Here is a 22706-nt window from a genome sequence, read left to right as displayed (position 1 = left end):
TTTATCGCCCAAACTGGTTAAATTTTAACAGTGACAACTACCCTGCCAGATAGGGTATGGGTATAAACCTACACGTAGGCATATAGACTCGATTGATTAGTTAGGAGTTTCTAACTAATCAATAACTTAAAATCTTTGATGTTAATAAAGGCACCTTGATGCTTTTTGATTTTTCAAGTGGCCATTCCCACCACTGTTCCATTAAAAGAGCTTCCCTTTCCTCTTCAGTAAAGCGCTTCTTAATTTCCTTCGCTGGAACACCACCCACAATGCTGAATGCTTCTACATCTTTGGTCACAATAGAACCTGTTGCAATCACTGCACCATGCCCGATAGCCACTCCTGGGAATATTTTCACGTCTTCACCAATCCAAACATCGGATCCAACAACAACTTGGTAATGCTCTTCAACATACTTGGTATGCGAGTAAATAGTACCTTTGTTAAAATCCAATCCTTGTTTCTGCATCAATCGATGATCTGCTCGATGAAAGCAAGGGTGAGTCGACACATAATCATTGACCGGGTGGTTATTTAGGACAATTTTCACATTATTAGCAATCGAGCAAAAACGACCTATTTTGACATTGTTCATATTACAATGAGTATCAATATAAGTACCGAAGCCAATATATGAAGCATTCACATCACAATCGCTTGCTACAGAGTTACAGCCTTCAAATTGAGTGTCTGTAAAGTTTGATTTTCGAGAAAGGAAGTTCTTCTGTTTTTTTTGATCACGAATGAATATTAGCTTCTTAATCTTGCGTATGATTTTTTTCATAATGAGTCTATTCGCCATTACCAGATAGGAGTTTGTGATAAAAACCATCAACTGTGTAATCTTCAAGCTTAATCAAAACTGATTCGTCAAACTCGCTAGACATAAAGCCTTCAATATTACTGGCAAGTTCACTTAGAGAATCGAATATCAGAAAGTTATTTTTTGAGTACAAAGGGTGATTATAAAGACTCGTATTATTAGTGATGACTTTCTTTCTTGCGTATAGCGCTTCTTTCACCCTCATAGTATCAGACGTCTGTCCATCAAGAACCATTTCCAATACACATTTGGTATTGAGCATCACGGTTAGGTATTCAACATAGGAATAAGACGGTTTTTTGTCAAAAACAATAAAGTTGCACTTAAGATCACCCAATGCCTCTTTTATTTTTTGAACCTTTTCTTTCCTTCCTTTATCCACCCCCACAAAAGACACATCGTAATCAGAGGATTTTGCTATCTCATCAATAATTTTTAGTTGAGGCATCGGAGAATAAGCATGCTTAAAGTTGTATTTTTTTGCATCACCCTCATCAAACGTATATATTTCAAAATCATCTAAAAGATGGTTCAAGCTCCCATCTGTAATATTCCTAAAAAGAATAATCTTCCTCCCACTAACCTTTGATATTGACTTAATGTCTCTCAAAGAGTCGGTAGTGAATATGACATCGAAGCCATTGAGTGCCTTTATTTTTCGTCTTATGATCGCTCCATAAGCCTCATGATAGTGTTTTTTACTATAGAAAAATAAAAAGGAAATTAATTTCACTAACCACTTGCTTAAGAAGATATGATGCTTTTCATAATCAGACGATAGGACGTCAATTTCTAGTTTTTCATACTGTTGCTTATAGCCTACAAAAACCAGTTTTTGCTTCAATTTATCGTTCATAAGGCAACCTTTTAAAAGACTCGACAATACTTCCTAATGCACTATTGGCTTTATTACCTTCAACGACCTTCTCGTAGTAGGTAACATACTTTTCAGCCATAACCGCTGCATTGAATTGATCTCTCGCGTATTCATTACAACGAGCTGAATCATAGGTATCTGAGTTTAATATTCCTTCTACGAGATCTTGTTCACAGCTCGATAAAAGACCTACCTCACTAGAAACTAATTCCGGCAGTGATCCATAGGGTGTACCAAACACTGGACAACCAAAATACAAACTCTCTGTAATCGCTAAGCCAAACGGTTCATGCCAAGTCACGGGGAATATCAGACCTTTTGACTGAGTCATGATCTGAGATTTCGTTGTATCGTCCACCATCCCTAAAAAACGAACATGACGATCTAGCGTTAACCTAAAACCCATTTTTAGGTTCAATCGATGGCCACCCAAGACATCAAGCTGCTGACCCGCTTTCTTGGTAATATCAATGGCACCTTGAACATTTTTAACTCGCCACGCCGCTTTCCCAAGGAAATGGAAACGCTCTCGTTTCAAATTAAAGTTAGGCTTTTGGTAGTTGTCCCAATTCAAGCCATTGTAAACATAAGCCTGTGCACCATGATTTTTTGCATGCTGAGATGAAACAAAGACGGTATTAGGGTCAATAGGGCCGTCTGAATTACCATGCTGAGTTAAAATGTAGGGATAAGAGATAGGCTCTAAATCAGAGTGGAAATGTACAACATCAATATCATTTGGAAGCTGACTTTGCAGTGGTACATTCGGTTGATACTCTATAACTCTCGCCCAATCACACTTTGTGCCTTTGCCAGCGAGCAGAGTCACTCGGTGCCCGGCAAGATGCAAAGCATAAACTAAGTCCCAAATGACTCGTTCGGTTCCACCATAATTCACCACAGGTAACGTGGCTCTTGTATACATTAGAATATTCATAATCACTTAATTTTTAGAAGCTTTTACTTTAGCGACAACTGCTTGATGGACACACTCTGGAACAAATTGCTCTATATCTCCACCATGAATAGCAACTTCACGAACCAGTGTTGATGATAAAAAAGCAAACTCTTCTGAAGGTGTCAAAAACAGGCTCTCTAATTCTGGTTTCAACCGACGATACATTGTCGTCAAACCAAATTCATACTCAAAGTCCATTGTCGTTCTTAAGCCACGCACCAAAATTGAGGCATTCTGCTCGGTCGCAAAATCAACTAGCAAGCCGCTAAAACCCTCGACGGAGACATTAGGTAATTCATCGCAAGTTTCTCGCAATAAGGCCACACGCTCATCTAAGCTAAATAAGGTGGCTTTGCTTGGGCTCTCTGCGACACCAATGACAAGCTTTTCAAACATACATGCGGCACGTTTAATTAAGTCATAGTGGCCGTTAGTCACTGGATCAAAAGTACCTGGGTAAATTGCTATTTTCATGACATTCCTTTATTCACTGGATGTTTTCTTGTTTTTCAATCGGCCTAATACACGCTCTAGCTGCTCAATCACCGATTCTGTAGAAATAAGGGCCATAAGATCTTTTCCTTTTACTCGGGTTCCCCATGGAAGATCGCTAACCGCTTTGCCGTGTTGCTCTTCAGCAATCTGTTCATAAACAGAAACCACATTGTCTAAACTATGGTAAGGCCCAGTGCGCATTGGGTTACTGTGCGCATACAAACCAATCACGGGGACACCTTGGGTCGTCGCGATGTGTGCTGGCCCTGAATCAGGAGCGATCACTACACTGGATTTATCAATCACTGCGGTAAGCTGCTTTAACGAGGTTGAGCCTACTAAGTTAATACAAGGTGATGTCATGTGCTGAGAGATATTGTCGGTTAAATTGCGCTCTCTATCCGTTGGAGCACCACAAAAAACCACTTTAAAGCCTAACTGATAAGCGTGATCGGCGACAGCGGCATAGCGCTCAACTAACCAGTTTCTCTCATCTTTACTCGCGGCAGGGCTAATAACAATATACGGCTCATGCGCAAGCTCCATCGATAGTCTTTGATCTTCATCAGACAAAGCAAGATCCCATGTCGGCACCTGTTTGGAACACCCCAAAAAGTAAGCAAATTCAGAGAAATTATCTAACACATGAGATGCGTCCGTTTTTGGTAGCTTGCGGTTGGTAAAGAGCCACTGCCCCTCTTTGGCACGTGTCCAACTAAAACCAAGTTTTACTTTTGCCTTTACTCCGATCGTTAACAGGCTGGCTCTTAATGCAACTTGCATATGCAGTAAATAATCGAACCGAGTTGGACGCAGGGATCCCCATACTTCTTTCATTCCTTTTAGGCCGCGTTTTTTATCAAACACGACAACTTGAATTCCAGGTATATCACCAAGTAATTGAGCTTCGATTTTTCCCATCACCCACGTGATCTGACATTCTGGATAGGTAGCTTGAATAAGTTGCACCACAGAAAGGGCATGACAAACGTCACCAATGGCAGATAAACGCAGAATACAAATAGATTTTGGAGCAGAAAGAGCGTTATTCATTGATCGATTCCAATGGCATCATTTCTAGAACAGCAGAAACAACGTTATCTGGCTTGATATCTTGAAGGCATGGCGAATAGACATCATCGCTAATCTGACATCTGTTTTTATAGCAAGGGACGCAGTTACGTTCAGATTGCACAAGTCTAATATTGGCGACTCTTTGGGAGCGAACACCATTGCTGTATAAATTGTTCGTTACATCAATTGGCTCTTCATATGGCCAAGGTGACCACATGCTTGCTGGCGCCACGCTAATAATAGATACAATTGGGATAGAGTAACCTGATGCGAGGTGACCCGGGCCACTATCAGGTCCAACAAAACCATCACTGTGTTTTATTAATACCGAAGTTTGAGCTAATGATAATTCCCCCAAAACACTGACCAGTTGATTCGATTCAGGAACTTGGCTAATGATTTGTTCAACAATGGTCTCGTCTCGTTCTAATTTAGCGCCAGATAAGACAATATTATAACCTGAAGATATCAGACGATTGATGACTTCAACCCAATACGAAACTGGCCACTGCTTAATTTCGTTGGAGGATGGCGCATGCACAACAATGTAGTTTGATGGCAATCTCTTTTGAACCGCTGAAGGTAATAACTCTTCGGGAGATACAAGCCGTGCAATACAATTAACATCTATGGTATCCAGCATACGAGCAACGCGACTCATTTTATGCTCAAAGCGATGTTGTTCTTTAATGTAATGAGTATAAATTAACTTTTTAACCCAGGCGCCAGAAAGCGATTCATCAATTGCACCAAGTCTTTTCTTGCCAAAGATAAAACTATAGATAGCGGTTCTATCATTAAGCATTTCATTGACGACTAAATCATATCGACCATGCGTTTTTAAAATTCGGTAATAGTCCTTAACGGATGCTCTTGGCGGAATTTCAACTAAAGAGTCAACGTCTGGATTGGTACCAAAAACCATCTCCCCTCTAGCATTCACTAAAACATCTATTGTGGCGGTCGGAAACGCTTTTCTCAGACTATGGGTAAAAGCAGAGATCAACAAACTATCACCAATGCAATGAGTGGCAACAACTAATATTTTTTGGTAACTACATGAATCGTTCATTAATCTGTTCGGCGTTTGATATACTGTTCTACCAAGTATGCCATAAACTCCCCAATACGAGACAGTGATTCATGTTTACAACAAAGCAAATCCATAAAACAACGTACTGGTATAACCCTAAGTTACTCACCGAAGACGTTGAATTGGCTTTTTCTGTGGATTATTGGAAGGCAAATCAAGCAATACTGGGGCACGCTCAAGGTAGAGGAACAACATGGTTTGTTAAGGGAGAAAAAAGCGATTTCGCTCTTCGACATTATCATCGCGGCGGCTTGTTTGGAAAGCTAGTTAGAGACAGCTATTTATTTACTGGATTAGAGAACTCACGAGCATACCAAGAGTTAATGTTACTTGAGCTTCTAGCTAAACATAACGTTAATGTCCCAAGCCCAGTTGCTGCAAAGGTATCGCGAGAAGGGTTCGTTTACAAAGCCGATATCTTAATTGAAAAGATTTCCGACGCAGAAGACTTAGTAAAGATACTGTCAAACAAAAAACTATCCGATTCCCATTTCAACGATATTGGTCATCAAATTCGAAAAATGCACGATGCCGGGGTCAATCATACCGACCTCAATATTCATAACATTCTCATTGATAAAGCAGGTAAAGTTTGGATTATCGATTTTGATAAATGCTTAACACAGACAGGCAGCAACTGGAAAGAGAGTAATTTAAAGCGACTCGAGCGCTCATTCGAAAAAGAAGTTCGCTTAGGAAAAATTGATGCTAATTACTTTGATTTTTCACAAATTGAACAAGGGTACACAAACTGAGTACCCTTGAACGGCCTGTGATTTATTCTTCTTTCAAACCAAAGAACTTACGAATTTTCTTTTTCTTTTTATAGATATGCCCTCGAATCACTTCAGCAAGAGGACGTTTGAAGGACACATCTTTAGCTAAGCGTATTTGCTCTTCAAACGGCTTATCTCCATGCGCTTCGAAGAACTGTTCCAACACCGTTCTTGCCCAGTCTTTTCGTCCACTCGTTGAATAGTGATTGAGCCAAGCTTTCGCTGGTTCTATCTTCACCTGTGTAGAGAGCGCTTCAGATAACGCAAACTGTTCTAAAGTATGTGCCTCACAGCCCTCTTGACGTAACGCTTGGATCAACACATCGGCCTCATCAAAAGCCGACACGTGCTTCCCTGAAATGCCAATGACTGCCGACGCCCACATAACTGAGTCTGGATTAGTGCGATAAACACTGCCATCCATGAGTTTTATATCTCTATCTCGGATATGTGCGTATTCATTGGTGCTTGGTAAGGTATTGATATTCACTTCTGAGCAAAACAGTAACGCGTTTTTATCCGATATAGAGTCGAAATAAACGTTTGTTGGCACGTTAAAGTACGTATCTGTATCTAAAAAAAGCAGTTTATCTTCAGGGCTCAACTCTAAATTATCACAAAGATATTTTAAGCCGCGGTTCTTGATTCTGAAGTGATAAGTATTGTCTAGACTCCATTCAGCCTTTTGAGCTGGCGATATCGGAAACACTTTAATTGGCATATTAGCGAAGTGCTCAGGCTCTTCTGCTAGAACAGAAATTTCAGGCCTAGTTCCATTTGCCTCAACCCAATTGGCTAAAAAAGACAAAATGCAAAATCTTGCGCCTTGATAGTAAGTTCTATCATTGCCATAAATGACAAATGTTAAGTGTTTTTTAGCCAATTCTGATTTCATAATTTAGTACTTCGTAATATTTTTAAAAAGTGCTTTGTGCTTGCTGCTGACATGGCTTCGAACATGAGTTCGGTATCCCTCTTTAAACCAACTTCTAACCGTCGCATAAAGTCCTGAGGTTCTACCACTCAACTCACTATCAAATGCACCGGTTTTACTGCCCTGACGAACCAAAGGTGGGTGTGTCCAAAAAATATTGTACTCTAATGTCGTTCGCTCATTACCAATATAACCATCAATAGGTGCGTCAGTTATATTGCTTTCCATATGCTCTACCATTGCACGAGCAAAACTAAGATCATAAAGCAAACCACCAGTAAGCTTGTTCGTTTTACACAAGTACAGATGTTGATTTGGAACTCTTACTGATGCAGGTACTAAGCTCGATGCCTCTTCAATATTTACAAGATACTTTTCTTCACCACGAAGTTCATTTTGGAAAGCTTCTAGTTGCTCAATAAAATCGCTATTTAAAAAAGCATCATCTTCTAGCACTAATACTTGTGGAATTTGTTCTTCTACGACTTTTTTCATCACTAAGTAGTGCTTATAAAAGCAAGATTTCTCGGGAAGCCTCAGTGAGTCGTCAAAAAAACCATTTCTAACGTCATCAGATAGATCATCGATATCACCAGCTAACATATATTCGTAATCAGTGATGCCCACTTCTGGCAGGTGCTTATCTATATGTTTTCTACGTTCTTCGTAGCCTTTGCTTACATGAATAACAAAAGTTTTGATCATGGTGATGTCTCAATATTGGTTGACTGATTGTTGGTGGCTGAATGATGTATCAATTGGAGTGTTTGTTGTAACGCACCTTGATTCTGTTGAACTATACCATAGCCTATTCGCCCTTTTTCAATTAACTCTTTAGGCTTGGATAATGCACTGATCATTTGTAAAGCAAGCTCATTCTCATCGGCTACAACAGACAATGCGCTTGACTCGATCAATTGATTCGCTAGATCGGAAAAATTGAAGTAGCTCGGCCCTGTTAAGCAGTATTTTTGAAGCAGCGCCGGTTCGATGAAGTTATGCCCTCCTACTTTCTTTCCAAGTAGGCTTCCTCCCATAAAAACAAGATCACTCGCAGAAAGCATAACCATAAGCTCTCCCATCGTATCCCCTAGGTAGACATCAACATCAAGCGGTACGTCGTCAACAACTTCGGTTCGACGCACTAAAAGTAAATCTTGGTTTTTGGCCAATTCAGCAACCGAATCAAACCGTTCAGGATGACGAGGCACTATCACTAACAGCAATTCTGGCAGTTGGATTTTGGCTTGTTGGTAAGCTCTAAAAATTTGTTCATCTTCGCCCGCATGAGTGCTCGCGGCGACAACAATCTGCCTACCCTGTCCCAAAATATCTTTAAGATTCTCGCCTTGTGCGATTATATTATTATCAATCGACACATCGTACTTAATTGAGCCTGTGACAATGACTTTTTCGCTCGGCGCACCTAGCAACTCAAATCGAGATTTATCATCAGAGTGTACCGTCAACATTAAGCTTAACTTAGAGATTGTCGGATAAATTAACGAACTCATTTTTTGATAATTACTGACTGATTTTTCTGATAATCGTCCATTAACTAATATCATCGGAATATCATTTTTAGCAACGGTGTTAATGGTGTTTGGCCATAATTCCGTTTCAATAATGAGCATGTTATCTGGCTGAATGCGGTTGATAAAACCTTGAACACACCAACCAAAATCAATAGGCATATAGCGGTGGCTAATCGAACCACTCATCTTTTCTACCTGCTCAGCGCCTGTACTCGTTGTTGTAGTGATCAGTATTCTTTTATCTGGGTTTTGTATCGCCAGTTGTTCAACTAACTTTTTACTCGCCAGCACCTCCCCTACTGAAACGGCATGAATCCAAATCACACCCGACGGTCTATTCTTAATCGGCGGTGTAAATCCGAAATGCTCTTTCCAGCGATGACCAAAAGGCGGTTTGTTTGCTTTGGAGCGATATAAGCCCCAAAGCAGAATAGGGCTAACAAAGAAAAGTAGCGCGGTATAGGCCCAACGAACGACGATGCTCATATAACGACCTTATTTATATTTTGCCTTGGGAAATAACATCAAACTGCTCAATAGCACTAATTACTCTACTCGGCATTAACTCAGTTAGGCACTTTAGATGCTGCTTGGGACAAGTTCGTTCAAAGCAAGGTCGGCACTCAATATCAGTATTGATGATTGCCAGTTTGTTGGTTAGCGGAGGCGTATATTTAGGTGAGCTAGAGCCATAGACAGCCACGACATTACAGCCAACCGCCGCGGCCACATGCATCAACCCAGAATCATTGCTAACGACAGTACGACAAGCCCCGATCAAGTCTACGGCCTGAATTAAGCTCGTATCTCCAGCTAAATTGAAGCAATGCTGCTGCATATTAACAGGGACTTGTTCGATTATCTTTTGGGTTACTTCACGATCTTTAGCTGAGCCAAACAACCACACTTGGTAACCTTGCTTTATCATCGCTGTCGCTGCTGTTGCAAAGTGATTATCAGGCCAACGTTTCGCCGGGCCAAACTCAGCACCAGGACATAAACCAAGGACCGGTCTTTGATTATTTAAACCAAATTGCTCCATAGCTGATTGTTGGCTGGAATCGACAACTTGTAGACTTGGAAAAGGTAATTGTGACAATTCACCCAAACAGCCACTACCCGTCATTTCAGCTTTAGAGTGCGCCAACGCTACATATCGCTCTAACATGTATTGAAATGCTTTTTTATTGGTTCTAACGTCATTAAGCAAACCAAAACGCATTTCACCTTTCCAACCGACTCGTTCAGGGACGCGTGCAAACAAGGGAATTAAAGCGGATTTCGCAGAGTTGGGTAATACGTACGCTTTGTCGTACTGCACTTCCCTCAATAATTTACCGATTCTATAACGAGACTTCAGATCAAACTGACCATGTCCTAATGGCATTTCAAGAGCTTGATTGACTTGTGGCATTCTTTCCAAAATAGGCTTACACCATGCTGGCGCTAAAACATCAATTTTTGCGTCAGGGTACTGCTTCTGCAACTCAATATATAAGCCTTGAGACATTACCATGTCTCCAACCCATGATGGGCCAATAATCAGAATTTTCATTTGTCTTGCTCGTTCATAGCGTGTTCGTTAATCGCTTGGCCAGATAGTCTAAAATATTCTTCAAGTGTTTTAATACAAACCAACTTTTCTAATTGTTCATCTTGAAAAGGAGCAAGATATTCATGCGCATTTTTGATTATCTGCTCAGACTCTTTAGGGTTGTCTAAATAGTATTGCATTTTTTGCTCAAAATCCGACCAATCATCCTTCACCTCTACATAGTGTATGCCGGGTTGCAGAGTGCCTTCCATAAACCACGTTTCAAACTTCATTTTTGGAGTAATGACAAGCGAGTTTGAAGACATTGCCCATTTCAAGTTCGATGCAACATCGTTCCCTTCAAGGCAAATAATGAATTTGTACTGAAGCTGCTCTTCGACTGTCATAAATGGTTGTTGCCACTCTGGGTTTTGCTCTGAAGTATTCGATTGACCTGCATTCATCAGTGGATGACCATACAGAGTTTTCATAAAACGAATTCTATGTGGTTGAGTCACAGCACCACGAAATACGGCCATATTTTTTTTATCAGAAAAACTTAAGCTATCATCCACGAATCGGAAATGACGACGCTTATCTAATTTAAATAGTACAGAGTTACTATTGTTCCCATCAATCGGACGAGCTTTAAATAAAGTTGGAACTGGCTCTATATGCGTTTCATCACCAAAGTAGTAACTGAAACGAAAGTACTTTGGAAAATAATGAAGAAACTCTTTAAGATCAAAGAAATAAGATGTATATCCTTTTCGAGAATAATTATTAATCTCGCAGCTTAGACTAGCCTTATCAAAGTCGCCGAGCCCTTTCACATAATAATTTACTCTGGTTTTTATATAGTCAGCTTGATCAAAATATGACTTTTCCAGCTTTTCAAACTGTTTTGAAAAGTACAAACGAGGTGCGACAGAGAGCAAGGCATGTTTTAGATAATAGAATAATTTCATCGTGCTTGCTTATATTTCGTTATCATTACTGTAATGCATTTCAACCTTAACCTTCCTACTTGCATAGTGCATGAGTGTGCCGATCACAACCAAATAGGCAACCGTGGTGTCGCCATTTCTAAACGGCGAATCGGTGACACTGGTCAAAGCATAATAAATTGCGGGTAAGCTCAATAGCCAAACACATTGCGGATGCTTTTTTATTCCAAAATAAATTGGGTAAAAAAGTAAATATAACAAAAATATAAAACCGATCACCCCTGAACGAGCCAGTTTATCAATATAGTTATTATGTAAATGTGCTTGTGAGATAAAATGATAGCCGGTCGGTGTATAACCAGTTAGGTTCTCTTCTGCATACTCACGTGTGAATTCTCCATGACCTAACACGGGGTGACTAGCAAAGAGCTCCAAACCTGCTTGGTACATTTGTAGCCTTAAACCAATCGAAGTATCTCGATTGCCATGGTTCATTTGATAAAATTCGGCCTCCGTTTCTTGATATCGTTTGATAAGTGCATCCTTAGCCAATAACGCTGAACCGAAGAGCACTAAAAAGGATATAACGATAATTTTAAAACTGCCCTTTTTTTGAACGAGAACACTAACCGCCACCAAAAGGTAACAACAAGCGAGAGCTAAGATCCCCCCCCTTGACTGGGTTAACAATACCGATAAGCCAGAGATGATGGCACTGACGGTAAGTAAACCGCTTCGTTTTCCTTTAAATGTCGTCAACAGTGCGCCAATGGAAAGCACAGAAACGAGGCCTTGGTGTATAGCTAATGGAATCGGGTTCACCGGCCAATGACCTCGCGGGGTAGGTTCGATAATAGAATACCAACAAGATAATACCCAACAAGCCAAAGCTGCTGAAAATAATAAATATTGAACCCAACGAATATCTACTATATGCGACTGAGGAAGCACGATCAGCAAAACAAGTGCCAATAATAAACCTCTTAATTCTTGAGAACTTGCCCCATAAGTTATGTAGCTAACAATGGTGAACATCAAAGCGAGCCACACGCCCCATAACCACATATTAGTTTTCAGATTTTCTTTAACCTGAGAAAAGCCCTTTACCGCTAACTGGGCGATAGCTGCAACCAAAACCAAAGCGACCAAAGGTTTGTTGCCCTGAGGCATCCAAATAATACCAATAGCTAACCATAGGTAAGGAATTAGCAACAAAGCTCTAGATATAGACTCTGCCTTTAGAAATGAAGACGACATAATTCAAACTGTAAATCAAAAGAGTATCGGTAATTTTAACAGATAAAGAGCCCTAGACACAGCTTCAAGTGATCTCAACCTCTGTATTGAGACCTACACATCTATACCTGGCAACGAGAGCAATAAAACGTGTTCCTTTGCCCTATTTTAAGTTCCTGAATCAGCTCTTCACAGTTAGGACACTGTTCACCAGCTTTACCATAAACCTGTAGCTCTTGAGCGAAATAGCCCGGTTTTCCATCCGCTTGGGCAAAGTCTTTTAAGGTTGTTCCGCCCTGCCTGATCGCTGTTACGAGCACTTGTTTGATCTCTTTGGTTAACAAGATCCACTCTTGTTTTGTCACTTTGCTTGCAGGACGCAAAGGGCTAATACGTGAAGAAAATAGCGCTTCATTGGCGTAGATATTTCCGACACCGACCACGACTTTGTTGTCCATAATGAACTGTTTGACGGCAACCTTACGCTTTTCTGCTTTCTCAGCAATGTAATCTGCGTTGAAGTCGTCAGTTAGTGGCTCAGGGCCAGAACCCAGTAATACAGTATGTAACTCATCAGGCGCCGACCATAACCACGCACCAAAGCGACGCGGATCGTTATAACGCAGAACCTTGCCATTGGTGAGCTTAAGATCCACGTGATCGTGCTTTGCTGCTGGGAAGTCTGCATCTAACACTCGTAGTGAACCAGACATACCAAGATGTACAATAGCGGTGCCTGTATCTGTCTCAATCAATAAATACTTTGCTCGACGAGAGATCGAGCGAATCATCTGCCCTTCTAACTTTTTAAGCTCTTGTGGGATCTCCCAACGCAGCTTTGGAGTTCGAAAGGTAAGCGTTTTAATCGTCTCGCCAACTAAATGAGGCGAGATCCCCATGCGGCTTACTTCAACTTCGGGTAATTCAGGCATAGTTAATCGTCCGATAGAGATGGTTTGTCTGATATAGATAGCTTGTCTGATTTAAATGAAGGTTTCGAGCTAAAACTTGGAAACAGGTAGCTCTCTTCAATAGACACCGCCAACCACTGATCATTCCAGTTTTTTAACAACCAGAACTCCGGCAATTGATAATAGGTAATACGCTGGGGCTCTTCTTGGTCTTGATACCAAACCTCAATGGTATGCGGGGTATTCAATTGTGGTGAGAGGTCGGTATAAGTTTGAGAGTCAATTTCGGTGCCCACAAGTTCCTGCCACCTCTGTGACAGCTCTTGTGCACTGGTAGTTTGAGGAAGCACTGTGTCTTTAAATTGATAAGCCCAATGATCGTCTTCTACTACAACTGACCAATTAGCAAAATGCAAAGCTTGAAGCTCAGCTGCTGGATTTAAAAGAGAAGGATAAGAACCGCTGACCTTAACTTCAGGTTCGGGCTCGATAAGGTACGTTTTGATCAAAGTTGGAAGGTTTAACACGCCAATAAAAGCGATCACGCTTAACATGAGTATGTTGTTCCATCGACGTCCACGATATCTCATCTGATTCTGCTCATCTAACCTATTGAGTAATCAGTATATCGTGAAAGTGGCAATACTTTCTATTTTGTACGGTTTTCTATCTATCAGACGCTATATCAAACAAGAATAATTGAGTTACTCAAATTTTAGATATAAAAAAACCCAGCTATAAGCTGGGTTTTTAATTTATTCTTCTATAAAAGAAGAGACAAAGGGGCTATCAATTACTTGATTTTAGCTTCTTTGTACATAACGTGCTGGCGAACTACTGGATCAAACTTTTTGATCTCAAATTTGCCTGGCATGTTACGCTTGTTCTTGTCAGTTGTGTAGAAGTGACCAGTTCCAGCAGAAGATACTAGACGGATTTTCTCACGAATGCCTTTAGCCATTGCTTAATTCCTCTTAAACGTTTTCGCCACGTGCACGGATATCAACAAGAACAGCATCGATGCCTTTCTTATCAATAATACGCATGCCTTTAGCAGTTAGACGTAGTTTAACAAAACGTTTTTCGCTCTCTACCCAGAAACGGTGAGTTTGTAGGTTCGGCAGAAAACGACGCTTGGTAGCATTGCGTGCGTGTGAACGGTTGTTACCCGTTACTGGACGCTTACCAGTTACTTGACATACTCGGGACATGAATGTCTCTCCAAATCGTTTCAGCTCGATATCAACCTTGGTGGCCGAACCTCTCTATCAATTCTGAAAATAGAGGTAAAAACCATAATGGAAAATCCATTCAAGGCTATCAAAGGTCGCGTATTATACTAACTTGACATGCATTGCTCAAGACCCGAACAGATCCTTTTTAAGGATTTCGTGATCTTTTTTTGAACAGGGCAGCTATTTGAGTAATCAGAGCTGATTTAAGGTTCTAAAATGTGGGCGGAATGATAGCAGATTTAACGCAACTAACAACCTAAAATGTGATTCAAATCCATCCGCGCTCTGCAAAAGAGATAACTTCGCCATCTCCAACGACAAAATGGTCGAGAATTCGGATGTCCACTAGTGCCAATGCGTCGGTTAATCTACGTGTAATTCGCCTATCTGCTTGGCTTGGCTCTGCGACACCGGAAGGATGGTTGTGCGCTAGGATTAAAGCGGCAGCATTATGATGAAGTGCCCGTTTAACCACTTCTCTCGGGTAAACAGATGCTGCATCGATGGTTCCTTCAAACATCACTTCATCTTTTATTACTCTGTTTTGGTTATCTAGGAACAATATGTAGAAGGCTTCTCGCTGGCGATCACGCAATATACTCGAAAGATACAACTTGGTGTGACTTGGGCTAGTTAGTGCATCCCCTCGAGATAAAGTCTCGGCCAAATAACGTTGCGTCATCTCCAAAACAGCCTGCAACTGGACATATTTCGCCTGCCCCATCCCTTTATGGGCACAAAACTCGGCCTCCGTTGCAGAAAAAAGATGGCGAAGCGAACCAAAATCTTTGATCAACTTGTCTGATAGCTCTAAAACATTCATTCCTTGTGTGCCCGTTCGAAGAAATATCGCTAACAACTCCGCATCACTTAAGGAGTCGGGGCCTCTACTCAGTAACTTTTCTCTTGGCATCGACTCAACAGGCATTTTACTTATAGGCATATAAAGGCTATCTAAGGTGATGAATACGATCCATCAGCCTAATCCGTTTGTCTACGGAGAGCTTCCACAGCGTTATAAAGAAGACTAATGCCTAGCAAAACCGTGTAATTGATAAGTTTGATAACATCAACTTGATGAGTGTCAAACCTGTTCCAATTCTGCTTCTAGGCACTAATCCTTTGTTCTGATATCGTTAGTCCCAGAGAAATTAAGGAACAGAATCATGCAAACATTGGTTAATCAACTGGATAACGCTGACCAACAAGGCCTAGCTGGAAAAAAAATCCTACTTGGCATTAGTGGTGGTATCGCAGCTTATAAATGTGCCGAACTGACTCGACGCTTAATCGAACGTGGTGCGCAGGTACAAGTCGTCATGACTAATGCGGCTAAGGAGTTCATTACTCCTCTCACCATGCAAGCTGTCTCTGGAAGGCCAGTGTCTGATAGTTTACTTGATCCTGCTGCTGAAGCTTCCATGGGACACATCGAACTGGCGAAATGGGCTGACCTAGTCTTATTAGCACCCGCAACCGCAGACCTTATTGCGCGCATGACCGCAGGCATGGGTAACGACCTACTGACCACTTTGGTTTTAGCAACCGATGCGCCAGTTGCGGTATCCCCAGCAATGAACCAACAAATGTACAGCCACCCTGCAACTCAAGAGAACATCGCAACGCTAAAACGTCGTGGATGTGAAATCTGGGGCCCGGCAGCTGGTGAACAGGCCTGTGGCGATGTTGGTATGGGGCGTATGTTAGAGCCAATGCAACTGGTCCATCGTTGTGAAGACTTCTTCCAACCTAAACCTCTTACTGGTCGTTCGGTGTTAATTACTGCGGGTCCAACTCGCGAAGCGATCGACCCAGTTCGTTACATTACCAATCATAGCTCGGGCAAGATGGGCTATGCACTGGCTGAAGCGGCCGCGAAACAAGGTGCTACGGTAACTCTAATTAGTGGCCCTGTATCACTCGCGACACCAAATCAGGTTAATCGCATTGATGTAGACAGCGCACAACAGATGTTTGATGCCGTGAATGCCAATGCTGCTCAGCATGATATTTTCATCAGCTGCGCTGCGGTTGCCGATTACCGCCCAGAGACCATTGCAGACCAGAAGCTTAAAAAAGTCGATGGTAAAGATGACATGACAATTCAAATGGTTAAGAACCCAGACATTGTGGCTTCCGTTGCCTCAATGACTGAAGATCGTCCATTTACTGTCGGCTTCGCAGCAGAAACTCAAGATGTCGAGAAGTATGCGCGCGGAAAATTGGAAAGAAAGAACCTCGATATGATTTGTGCTAACGATGTCTCTGTCGAAGGCCAAGGCTTTAATAGTAGTAGTAATGAGTTGCACCTTTATTGGAAAGGTGGCGATAAATCTCTACCTCTAGATAGCAAAGACTCTCTTGGTTTCCAGATCCTTAATCAGATCCAACAGCTTATTGACGTATAAACGCACAATTTTACCCTGACAATATGCTGACACCTCTCGATTCTGTTGACCTAGGTCTTACAAAACTAGGAACAGAATTGAATGGTGTTTATAATCCTGCTTCACTCAATCCTCATCTTTAGGAAAGGAAGTAAATAGATGGCTGGTACTCGAAAATCAAACCGTCGTGAAGAAATCCTGCAAGCTCTAGCACAAATGTTGGAATCGACCGAAGGTGCTTCTCGTATCACAACGGTAAAGTTGGCCAAGCAAGTTGGTGTTTCTGAAGCTGCGTTATACCGCCACTTCCCAAGCAAAGCTCGCATGTTTGAAGGCTTGATCGAGTTCATTGAAGAAGCGTTGATGTCTCGAATCAACCGTATTCTAGATGAAGAGAAAGACACACTAGAGCGCATACGCCTAGTGCTACAACTTATCTTGGTTTTCTCAGAACGTAACCCAGGCCTGACTCGAATTTTGTCTGGTCATGCTCTAATGTTTGAAAATGAACGCCTGCGCGATCGCATCAATCAGCTTTTCGAACGTATTGAGACGCAACTTCGTCAAATTCTACGAGAAAGAAAGCTTCGCGAAGGGAAGTCATTCCCGGTTGATGAAAAAATCTTAGCGGCTCAATTGTTAGGTCAGGTTGAAGGAAGTTTAAATCGATTTGTTCGCTCGGACTTCAAATATCAACCGACAGCGAACTTTGAAGAGTATTGGGCACTTCTGAGTGCACAAATCGAATAGTAATCAGCATTAAGCCAAATATATGAACAAAACCACATATGATAAGCCTGAATTTTCACTCTTACTGCTGCACCCTAAATACTGGCCCGTATGGCTAGGCTTTGGGTTGTTGGCTCTAATTGTTAACCTGCTACCTTACCGTGTGTTGCTCTCCTTAGGGCAGCGACTTGGCTTACTAGGCGTGCGTTTTGGTAAAAAACGGGTTGATATTGCAACTCGTAATATGGAGCTAGCCTTTCCTGAAAAGCCCATAGAAGAAATAAATCAATTAGTTAAAGAAAACTTCAAAAATACTGGATTAGCGTTGATTGAAACCGGCATTACTTGGTTTTGGCCTACGTGGCGATTTAAAATGTTGCTGGTTGATAAAGATACTGCAGTAATGAGATCGCATAGCAAAAACGGTAAAGGCGTTCTACTTTGTTGTGTGCACGCTCTCAACCTTGAAATTACCGCTCGCGCTTTTGCCGTACTCGGACAACATGGATATGGCGTGTATCGCCCACACAACAACGCTGTATATAACCTTATTCAGTTTTGGGGCCGAACCCACAATGGCAATCTGACTATTGATCGTAAAGATGTGAAAAAGATGATACGTGTTCTGCGTAACGGAGATCGCCTATTCTATCTCCCTGATCATGACTACGGTCGCAATAAATCTGTATTCGTACCTTTCTTTGCAGTAGAGGATGCAAGCACCACCACTGGAACCAGCATTTTAGCTTACACCAGTCGATGCGCGGTCGTTATTGGGTCTGGCTTTAGAAATGCCGACGGTAAATATGAAATCATGGCCGACGAATCAATCGAAGATAACTATCCGCAGAAAGATGAAAAAGCGGCAGCAGCGTATATGAACCGCTATCTTGAGAAGATTATCTTAAGAGCCCCAGAACAATGGATGTGGCTACACAAGCGCTTCAAAACCATGGAAGATCCAGAAGCGGAAAAAGGCATTCGTTACAAGTAAGCGAGCCTTGTTCTGTCCAATAAGATTTAAGTAAAAAAATGCCCGAAAGAGTTTCATCTCTCGGGCATTTTTCTTTTTTAAGCTCTAAACCTAAGGCACTAAACTATTAGGTTCAACTTCTTCAGTTTACGAATTAGATTCCATATTGAGCTCGGTACGCTTTTACTGACTCTAGGTGTGCTGCGTCGGTGCCTTTCTCTTCAAGGAAAGTAACCAAGTCAGTCAGGCTAACGATTGAGATAATCGCACAACCAAAGTCACGCTCAACTTCTTGAATCGCAGACAACTCTCCTTTGCCCTTCTCTTGACGGTCGATAGCAACAAGCACACCCGCTAAATCAGCGCCGTTTGCTTGGATGATTTCCATCGACTCACGAATCGCAGTACCAGCAGTGATCACGTCATCCACTAACATGATGCGACCTTCAAGTTCGCTACCCACTAGGTTGCCACCTTCACCGTGGTTTTTCGCTTCTTTACGGTTGAAGCAGTAAGGCGTGTCCACATCATGGTGATCCGCTAGTGCAACCGCTGTTGTTGTTGCGATTGGGATACCCTTGTACGCAGGACCAAATAGTACATCGAACTCAATACCTGAATCTGCTAATGCTGCTGCGTAGAAGCGACCTAAGCGTGCTAGATCACGACCTGTATTAAACAATCCAGCATTAAAGAAGTAAGGGCTCTTACGGCCAGACTTTAAAGTAAACTCACCAAACTTAAGTACTTCTTTCTCTAGTGCAAATTCAATAAATTCACGTTGATATGCTTTCATGTTTTTCCTCTACGTTTATTCAATAAAACTTAACTTACGCTCTGCACTACCCTTTCGAGTTTTACAGACAAAAAAATAGCCCCCAAATTGGGAGCTATTAAAAACTATTCTGCTAACGCCGACTTCTGCGCTTCGACGATATCAGTAATGCCCTTATTCGCCAGAGCTAAAAGCTGCATCAGCTCTTCGTGACTGAACGGTTCGCCTTCTGCGGTGCCTTGAATCTCAATCATCTTACCGTCTTCCGTCATTACAACGTTCATGTCGGTATCGGCTGCTGAGTCTTCAACGTACTCAAGGTCACACAGTGCTTGTGCACCAACGATGCCCACTGAAACTGCCGCTACGTGGCCTTTCATTGGGTTCTTTTTCAGTTTACCGCTTGCTAGTAAGCTGTTGATAGCATCAGCCATTGCAACGCTTGCACCTGAAATAGAAGCAGTACGAGTACCGCCGTCAGCTTGGATAACATCACAATCGACAGTGATCATGATTTCACCCATTACTTTCAGATCAACAACAGCACGTAGGCTACGCGCGATCAGACGTTGGATTTCCATCGTACGACCACCTTGCTTACCGCTCGCCGCTTCACGACGGTTACGAGTGTGCGTCGCACGTGGAAGCATGCCGTATTCAGCCGTTACCCAACCCTTTCCTTGGCCTTTCAACCAACGCGGTACGTTTTCTTCTACCGTCGCATTACATAGAACTTTAGTGTTGCCGAACTCAACTAATACAGAACCTTCAGCATAAGCAGTGTAGTTACGAGTAATTTTAATTGGACGAATTTGATCTACAGCGCGGTCATTTGGACGCATTGGTATCTACCTTATTAACAGTCTGAAGTGATTTACTATCGAAAGAGTGCATCACCTAAGAAAGGGGTGAGACAGTTTTGATTGGGGCAAGATTATATAGCAGTTTATCTTTCAAATCTATTTACCATTCAAAGTGGCCTACTACTTAAAGCGACTTACGACTCAAAGATACTTACCGTAAAGGCTATTTATAACGGAAAATCGACAAGCTTCGGGAGCACACCATATCGTGATACTATGCGTGCGCGTTATTTTCAGAATGATAAAAGACAGGAAAATTCGATGATTTATAGTATGACCGCGTACGCGCGCAAAGAAGTAAAAGGCGATTGGGGTACAGCAGTATGGGAAATCCGTAGTGTAAACCAACGCTACCTAGAAACTTACTTCCGTATGCCTGAACAGTTCCGTGGTTTAGAGCCAATCTTACGTGAGCGTTTCCGTAAGCGTCTAGCTCGCGGCAAGGTTGAATGTAACCTACGTTTTGAAGCAAACCCAGCAGCGAAAGGCGAGCTAAGCATTAACGAAGGTTTGGCTCAGCAAGTAATCAGTGCTGCTAACCAAGTAATGACGATGACAGGTGAAGACAGCCGTCTGAACCCATTCCAAATCATGAACTGGCCTGGCGTAATGGAAACGCCAGAGCAAGACATGGATGCCATCAACAAAGATCTACTTGAAGCATTCAACGATGCAATCGCAGAGTTCATTGACGCTCGTGCTCGTGAAGGCGAAAACATGAAAGCGCTCATCGTTCAGCGTTTAGATGCAATCACTGAAGAAGTCGTTAAAGTTCGTGCACGCATGCCTGAGATCCTAGAATGGCAACGTGAGCGTCTTCTTACCAAATTTGAAGATGCGAAGATTGAACTTGAAGGTTCTCGTGTTGAGCAAGAGCTGATCCTACTGGCTCAGAAGTCAGACGTAGCAGAAGAACTAGACCGCCTAGACTCTCACGTGAAAGAAGCGAATGTAGTATTGAAGAAAGGCGGCGCTTGTGGCCGTAAACTTGACTTCATGATGCAAGAGTTCAACCGTGAATCAAACACGCTAGCATCTAAGTCTATCAGCACAGACATCACAGCATCGGGCGTTGAGCTTAAAGTTCTTATCGAACAGATGCGTGAGCAGATCCAGAATATTGAATAATAATTGCAGTTGTATTCAACTGCAATTACATCATTAAAATACAACAACTTAGATAAAAATACTTTCCACCACTGTATTCTTTAATACACTATTAACCACCACCAACTGGTGGTTAATGTGGTGGGTATGATAGACTTACCATCAAGATAGGTGGTGGGTAAGAAAGTATTCACCAAGATCAGGTACGATTAGAGGTGAGTTATGGCTAAGTTGTCCGTAAAGAAAGTAGAAGCGCTCATTAAGGCTGGTGGCGAGAGAACACAACGCCATGCTGATGGTGAAGGCTTATACCTAGTGGTTCCAGCGTCAGGTACTGCAAGCTGGATGCTACGCTTTACCTCTAATAAAAAGCGCCGTGAAATGACGCTTGGTAAGGTCAATGACCTTTCCTTATCTAACGCTCGCCTCGAAGCCGCCACTAAAATGAAACAAGTGAGAGAAGGCTTTGATCCCCTCATACAACGCAAACGTGCCGAACAGGAAAGCATTAAAACCGTTAATGACTTATTCGAAGATTGGTACCCCACCTTAGTTAAGCGCCTTAAACACCCTAATATCCCCAAACGTGTTTACACTAAAGATATAGCACCACACATAGGTGACATCCCTCTCGATAAGATTACCGCACGTGATATTCGCACAACAATCACTGCGATTAATGACTCTGGTCGCCCGACTATAGCCAATGATGCTCTAGGTCACTGTAAACAGTTATTTAATCACGGGATGAAGCTGGACCTTCTTCAAGGTAATCCGGCCTCTGCATTTACTGTGAGGGATGCTGGCGGCATAGAACAAAGTAAAGATCGTTTCTTGACTGAAGATGAATTAAAACAGTTCTTTAGTATCGCTAGAGAGAACAGCACTAACTTTAGCCGCGATAACTACCTAGCTTGTGCATTATTGGTTTGTTTAGGTGTGCGTAAATCTGAATTGTGTGAAGCTAAATGGGAAGAGTTTGAGCTAGAGAATGGTTTATGGCACTTACCAAAGGAGCGTAGTAAAACCAATGTGGGTTTTACTATTCCATTAGCACCAGAAGTGTTGGAGTGGCTTGAGGAATTAAAGGTAAGAGGTTTTGGTTCTGAGTACGTGTTACCTAGCCGACGAGCCAGCAAGAGTCCTCACATGGGCCCGGACACGCTCAATAGAGCGATTACTAAGCTATTTGGACATGAAGCTGGTAAGAAGAAGCAACCGCCTAACTTGATGGGCGACATGCCGCACTTTACTGTACATGACCTACGCCGCACTTGCCGTACGCTACTGGCAAAACAAGGCACTCCCGGCCATGTGGCCGAGAGATGCTTGAATCACAAATTAAAGGGTGTTGAAGGTATTTATGACCAGTATGATTATTTGGAAGAAAGACGAACGGCTATTTATCTCTTATCTAAAAAAGTAGCTTCGGTCACTTGAAGTA

The 22706-nt window shown here is 42.1% G+C and carries 25 protein-coding genes; 6 read left to right on the top strand and 19 right to left on the bottom strand.

Going from position 1 to position 22706, the window contains the following annotated elements:
• Positions 1 to 118: 118 nt before the first annotated feature.
• From ACED53_RS05700 to ACED53_RS05675, 6 genes are read right to left on the bottom strand one after another with little or no spacing between them, the layout of a single operon-like run.
• Positions 119 to 784, bottom strand: a complete 666-nt coding sequence (locus tag ACED53_RS05700; RefSeq protein WP_017100184.1) for a CatB-related O-acetyltransferase — start codon at positions 782 to 784, stop codon at positions 119 to 121.
• 7 nt (positions 785 to 791) lie between these two features.
• Positions 792 to 1679 carry a hypothetical protein gene (locus ACED53_RS05695; RefSeq protein ID WP_017100185.1) on the bottom strand — a complete coding sequence of 296 codons (888 nt, stop codon included), beginning with the start codon at positions 1677 to 1679 and terminating at the stop codon, positions 792 to 794.
• A complete protein-coding gene (locus tag ACED53_RS05690) occupies positions 1669 to 2625 on the bottom strand; it encodes a glycosyltransferase (protein ID WP_017100186.1) in 957 nt (318 codons plus the stop codon). The genes ACED53_RS05695 and ACED53_RS05690 overlap by 11 nt, the downstream gene beginning before the upstream one ends.
• Positions 2626 to 2643: 18 nt before the next feature.
• Positions 2644 to 3132 carry a pantetheine-phosphate adenylyltransferase gene (gene coaD / locus ACED53_RS05685; protein ID WP_017100187.1) on the bottom strand — a complete coding sequence of 163 codons (489 nt, stop codon included), beginning with the start codon at positions 3130 to 3132 and terminating at the stop codon, positions 2644 to 2646.
• Between the two features lie 9 nt (positions 3133 to 3141).
• A complete protein-coding gene (locus tag ACED53_RS05680) occupies positions 3142 to 4206 on the bottom strand; it encodes a glycosyltransferase family 9 protein (RefSeq protein ID WP_017100188.1) in 1065 nt (354 codons plus the stop codon).
• Positions 4199 to 5299 (bottom strand): glycosyltransferase family 9 protein, encoded by a 1101-nt coding sequence (locus tag ACED53_RS05675; protein WP_017100189.1) that lies wholly within the window; start codon positions 5297 to 5299, stop codon positions 4199 to 4201. The genes ACED53_RS05680 and ACED53_RS05675 overlap by 8 nt, the downstream gene beginning before the upstream one ends.
• A 71-nt stretch (positions 5300 to 5370) precedes the next feature.
• On the opposite strand from ACED53_RS05675, the gene ACED53_RS05670 reads away from it, so the two are divergent.
• A complete protein-coding gene (locus tag ACED53_RS05670) occupies positions 5371 to 6075 on the top strand; it encodes a 3-deoxy-D-manno-octulosonic acid kinase (protein WP_017100190.1) in 705 nt (234 codons plus the stop codon).
• Positions 6076 to 6097: 22 nt separating this feature from the next.
• On the opposite strand, the gene ACED53_RS05665 is transcribed toward ACED53_RS05670, so the two are convergent.
• The 11 genes from ACED53_RS05665 to radC form a co-directional block, all read right to left on the bottom strand.
• Positions 6098 to 6991, bottom strand: a complete 894-nt coding sequence (locus tag ACED53_RS05665) for a hypothetical protein (RefSeq protein ID WP_017100191.1) — start codon at positions 6989 to 6991, stop codon at positions 6098 to 6100.
• Between the two features lie 3 nt (positions 6992 to 6994).
• Positions 6995 to 7735: a glycosyltransferase family 25 protein gene (locus ACED53_RS05660; RefSeq protein ID WP_017097386.1), complete on the bottom strand. Its 741-nt coding sequence runs from the start codon at positions 7733 to 7735 to the stop codon at positions 6995 to 6997.
• The gene (gene waaA / locus ACED53_RS05655; protein WP_017100192.1) at positions 7732 to 9051 is read right to left on the bottom strand and encodes a lipid IV(A) 3-deoxy-D-manno-octulosonic acid transferase; all 1320 of its coding nucleotides are present in this window, start codon (positions 9049 to 9051) and stop codon (positions 7732 to 7734) included. The genes ACED53_RS05660 and waaA overlap by 4 nt, the downstream gene beginning before the upstream one ends.
• Before the next feature lie 13 nt (positions 9052 to 9064).
• Positions 9065 to 10120, bottom strand: coding sequence for a lipopolysaccharide heptosyltransferase II (gene waaF, locus ACED53_RS05650; protein ID WP_017100193.1), 1056 nt, complete (start codon positions 10118 to 10120; stop codon positions 9065 to 9067).
• Complete coding sequence (locus ACED53_RS05645) at positions 10117 to 11067, bottom strand: glycosyl transferase family 90 (protein WP_017100194.1); 951 nt, start codon at positions 11065 to 11067, stop codon at positions 10117 to 10119. Before ACED53_RS05645 ends, waaF begins: the two co-directional genes overlap by 4 nt.
• Before the next feature lie 9 nt (positions 11068 to 11076).
• Positions 11077 to 12303 carry an O-antigen ligase gene (locus ACED53_RS05640; RefSeq protein WP_102579992.1) on the bottom strand — a complete coding sequence of 409 codons (1227 nt, stop codon included), beginning with the start codon at positions 12301 to 12303 and terminating at the stop codon, positions 11077 to 11079.
• Between the two features lie 101 nt (positions 12304 to 12404).
• Entirely contained in the window at positions 12405 to 13214 is an 810-nt protein-coding gene (gene mutM, locus ACED53_RS05635) for a bifunctional DNA-formamidopyrimidine glycosylase/DNA-(apurinic or apyrimidinic site) lyase (protein WP_017100196.1), read from the bottom strand.
• 2 nt (positions 13215 to 13216) lie between these two features.
• The gene (locus ACED53_RS05630) at positions 13217 to 13783 is read right to left on the bottom strand and encodes a hypothetical protein (protein WP_017100197.1); all 567 of its coding nucleotides are present in this window, start codon (positions 13781 to 13783) and stop codon (positions 13217 to 13219) included.
• A 203-nt stretch (positions 13784 to 13986) separates the two neighbouring features.
• The gene (rpmG, locus tag ACED53_RS05625) at positions 13987 to 14154 is read right to left on the bottom strand and encodes a 50S ribosomal protein L33 (protein ID WP_002535344.1); all 168 of its coding nucleotides are present in this window, start codon (positions 14152 to 14154) and stop codon (positions 13987 to 13989) included.
• A 13-nt stretch (positions 14155 to 14167) separates the two neighbouring features.
• Positions 14168 to 14404, bottom strand: a complete 237-nt coding sequence (gene rpmB, locus ACED53_RS05620; RefSeq protein ID WP_004728407.1) for a 50S ribosomal protein L28 — start codon at positions 14402 to 14404, stop codon at positions 14168 to 14170.
• Positions 14405 to 14696: 292 nt separating this feature from the next.
• Positions 14697 to 15371: a DNA repair protein RadC gene (gene radC / locus ACED53_RS05615; RefSeq protein ID WP_012603038.1), complete on the bottom strand. Its 675-nt coding sequence runs from the start codon at positions 15369 to 15371 to the stop codon at positions 14697 to 14699.
• Between the two features lie 223 nt (positions 15372 to 15594).
• Between radC and coaBC the strand changes: the two genes are divergently transcribed.
• The 3 genes from coaBC (at position 15595) to lpxL (ending at position 18538) form a co-directional block, all read left to right on the top strand.
• Positions 15595 to 16836, top strand: coding sequence for a bifunctional phosphopantothenoylcysteine decarboxylase/phosphopantothenate--cysteine ligase CoaBC (gene coaBC / locus ACED53_RS05610; protein ID WP_012603037.1), 1242 nt, complete (start codon positions 15595 to 15597; stop codon positions 16834 to 16836).
• A gap of 138 nt (positions 16837 to 16974) precedes the next feature.
• Positions 16975 to 17565 (top strand): nucleoid occlusion factor SlmA, encoded by a 591-nt coding sequence (slmA, locus tag ACED53_RS05605; protein ID WP_017100198.1) that lies wholly within the window; start codon positions 16975 to 16977, stop codon positions 17563 to 17565.
• Positions 17566 to 17587: 22 nt separating this feature from the next.
• Positions 17588 to 18538: an LpxL/LpxP family Kdo(2)-lipid IV(A) lauroyl/palmitoleoyl acyltransferase gene (gene lpxL / locus ACED53_RS05600; protein ID WP_017100199.1), complete on the top strand. Its 951-nt coding sequence runs from the start codon at positions 17588 to 17590 to the stop codon at positions 18536 to 18538.
• Positions 18539 to 18671: 133 nt separating this feature from the next.
• On the opposite strand, the gene pyrE is transcribed toward lpxL, so the two are convergent.
• Positions 18672 to 19313 carry an orotate phosphoribosyltransferase gene (gene pyrE, locus ACED53_RS05595; protein ID WP_004735727.1) on the bottom strand — a complete coding sequence of 214 codons (642 nt, stop codon included), beginning with the start codon at positions 19311 to 19313 and terminating at the stop codon, positions 18672 to 18674.
• A gap of 104 nt (positions 19314 to 19417) precedes the next feature.
• Positions 19418 to 20134: a ribonuclease PH gene (gene rph, locus ACED53_RS05590; RefSeq protein ID WP_017097394.1), complete on the bottom strand. Its 717-nt coding sequence runs from the start codon at positions 20132 to 20134 to the stop codon at positions 19418 to 19420.
• A 282-nt stretch (positions 20135 to 20416) separates the two neighbouring features.
• Between rph and ACED53_RS05585 the strand changes: the two genes are divergently transcribed.
• Entirely contained in the window at positions 20417 to 21283 is an 867-nt protein-coding gene (locus ACED53_RS05585) for a YicC/YloC family endoribonuclease (protein WP_029225400.1), read from the top strand.
• 201 nt (positions 21284 to 21484) lie between these two features.
• Positions 21485 to 22702 carry a site-specific integrase gene (locus ACED53_RS05580; protein WP_017100201.1) on the top strand — a complete coding sequence of 406 codons (1218 nt, stop codon included), beginning with the start codon at positions 21485 to 21487 and terminating at the stop codon, positions 22700 to 22702.
• Positions 22703 to 22706: the final 4 nt, after the last annotated feature.

This window comes from Vibrio sp. 1F169 (assembly GCF_041439605.1).
GTDB lineage: Bacteria > Pseudomonadota > Gammaproteobacteria > Enterobacterales > Vibrionaceae > Vibrio > Vibrio tasmaniensis_A.
The sequence above is the reverse complement of the archived record's forward strand: the minus strand, read 5'-3'. Positions and strand labels throughout refer to the sequence as shown.

What these genes read in the sequence shown, in the direction of transcription:
- ACED53_RS05585 (WP_029225400.1), top strand. Translation starts at nt 20,417, where the DNA reads ATGATTTATAGTATGACCGCGTACGCGCGCAAAGAAGTAAAAGGCGAT.
- ACED53_RS05695 (WP_017100185.1), bottom strand. Translation starts at nt 1,679, where the DNA reads ATGAACGATAAATTGAAGCAAAAACTGGTTTTTGTAGGCTATAAGCAA.
- lpxL (WP_017100199.1), top strand. Translation starts at nt 17,588, where the DNA reads ATGAACAAAACCACATATGATAAGCCTGAATTTTCACTCTTACTGCTG.
- coaD (WP_017100187.1), bottom strand. Translation starts at nt 3,132, where the DNA reads ATGAAAATAGCAATTTACCCAGGTACTTTTGATCCAGTGACTAACGGC.
- ACED53_RS05645 (WP_017100194.1), bottom strand. Translation starts at nt 11,067, where the DNA reads ATGAAATTATTCTATTATCTAAAACATGCCTTGCTCTCTGTCGCACCT.
- ACED53_RS05670 (WP_017100190.1), top strand. Translation starts at nt 5,371, where the DNA reads ATGTTTACAACAAAGCAAATCCATAAAACAACGTACTGGTATAACCCT.
- rpmB (WP_004728407.1), bottom strand. Translation starts at nt 14,404, where the DNA reads ATGTCCCGAGTATGTCAAGTAACTGGTAAGCGTCCAGTAACGGGTAAC.
- ACED53_RS05630 (WP_017100197.1), bottom strand. Translation starts at nt 13,783, where the DNA reads ATGAGATATCGTGGACGTCGATGGAACAACATACTCATGTTAAGCGTG.
- ACED53_RS05675 (WP_017100189.1), bottom strand. Translation starts at nt 5,299, where the DNA reads ATGAACGATTCATGTAGTTACCAAAAAATATTAGTTGTTGCCACTCAT.
- ACED53_RS05640 (WP_102579992.1), bottom strand. Translation starts at nt 12,303, where the DNA reads ATGTCGTCTTCATTTCTAAAGGCAGAGTCTATATCTAGAGCTTTGTTG.
- mutM (WP_017100196.1), bottom strand. Translation starts at nt 13,214, where the DNA reads ATGCCTGAATTACCCGAAGTTGAAGTAAGCCGCATGGGGATCTCGCCT.
- coaBC (WP_012603037.1), top strand. Translation starts at nt 15,595, where the DNA reads ATGCAAACATTGGTTAATCAACTGGATAACGCTGACCAACAAGGCCTA.
- ACED53_RS05660 (WP_017097386.1), bottom strand. Translation starts at nt 7,735, where the DNA reads ATGATCAAAACTTTTGTTATTCATGTAAGCAAAGGCTACGAAGAACGT.
- ACED53_RS05580 (WP_017100201.1), top strand. Translation starts at nt 21,485, where the DNA reads ATGGCTAAGTTGTCCGTAAAGAAAGTAGAAGCGCTCATTAAGGCTGGT.
- ACED53_RS05680 (WP_017100188.1), bottom strand. Translation starts at nt 4,206, where the DNA reads ATGAATAACGCTCTTTCTGCTCCAAAATCTATTTGTATTCTGCGTTTA.
- slmA (WP_017100198.1), top strand. Translation starts at nt 16,975, where the DNA reads ATGGCTGGTACTCGAAAATCAAACCGTCGTGAAGAAATCCTGCAAGCT.
- rph (WP_017097394.1), bottom strand. Translation starts at nt 20,134, where the DNA reads ATGCGTCCAAATGACCGCGCTGTAGATCAAATTCGTCCAATTAAAATT.
- radC (WP_012603038.1), bottom strand. Translation starts at nt 15,371, where the DNA reads ATGCCTATAAGTAAAATGCCTGTTGAGTCGATGCCAAGAGAAAAGTTA.
- ACED53_RS05690 (WP_017100186.1), bottom strand. Translation starts at nt 2,625, where the DNA reads ATGTATACAAGAGCCACGTTACCTGTGGTGAATTATGGTGGAACCGAA.
- waaF (WP_017100193.1), bottom strand. Translation starts at nt 10,120, where the DNA reads ATGAAAATTCTGATTATTGGCCCATCATGGGTTGGAGACATGGTAATG.
- waaA (WP_017100192.1), bottom strand. Translation starts at nt 9,051, where the DNA reads ATGAGCATCGTCGTTCGTTGGGCCTATACCGCGCTACTTTTCTTTGTT.
- pyrE (WP_004735727.1), bottom strand. Translation starts at nt 19,313, where the DNA reads ATGAAAGCATATCAACGTGAATTTATTGAATTTGCACTAGAGAAAGAA.
- ACED53_RS05700 (WP_017100184.1), bottom strand. Translation starts at nt 784, where the DNA reads ATGAAAAAAATCATACGCAAGATTAAGAAGCTAATATTCATTCGTGAT.
- ACED53_RS05665 (WP_017100191.1), bottom strand. Translation starts at nt 6,991, where the DNA reads ATGAAATCAGAATTGGCTAAAAAACACTTAACATTTGTCATTTATGGC.
- rpmG (WP_002535344.1), bottom strand. Translation starts at nt 14,154, where the DNA reads ATGGCTAAAGGCATTCGTGAGAAAATCCGTCTAGTATCTTCTGCTGGA.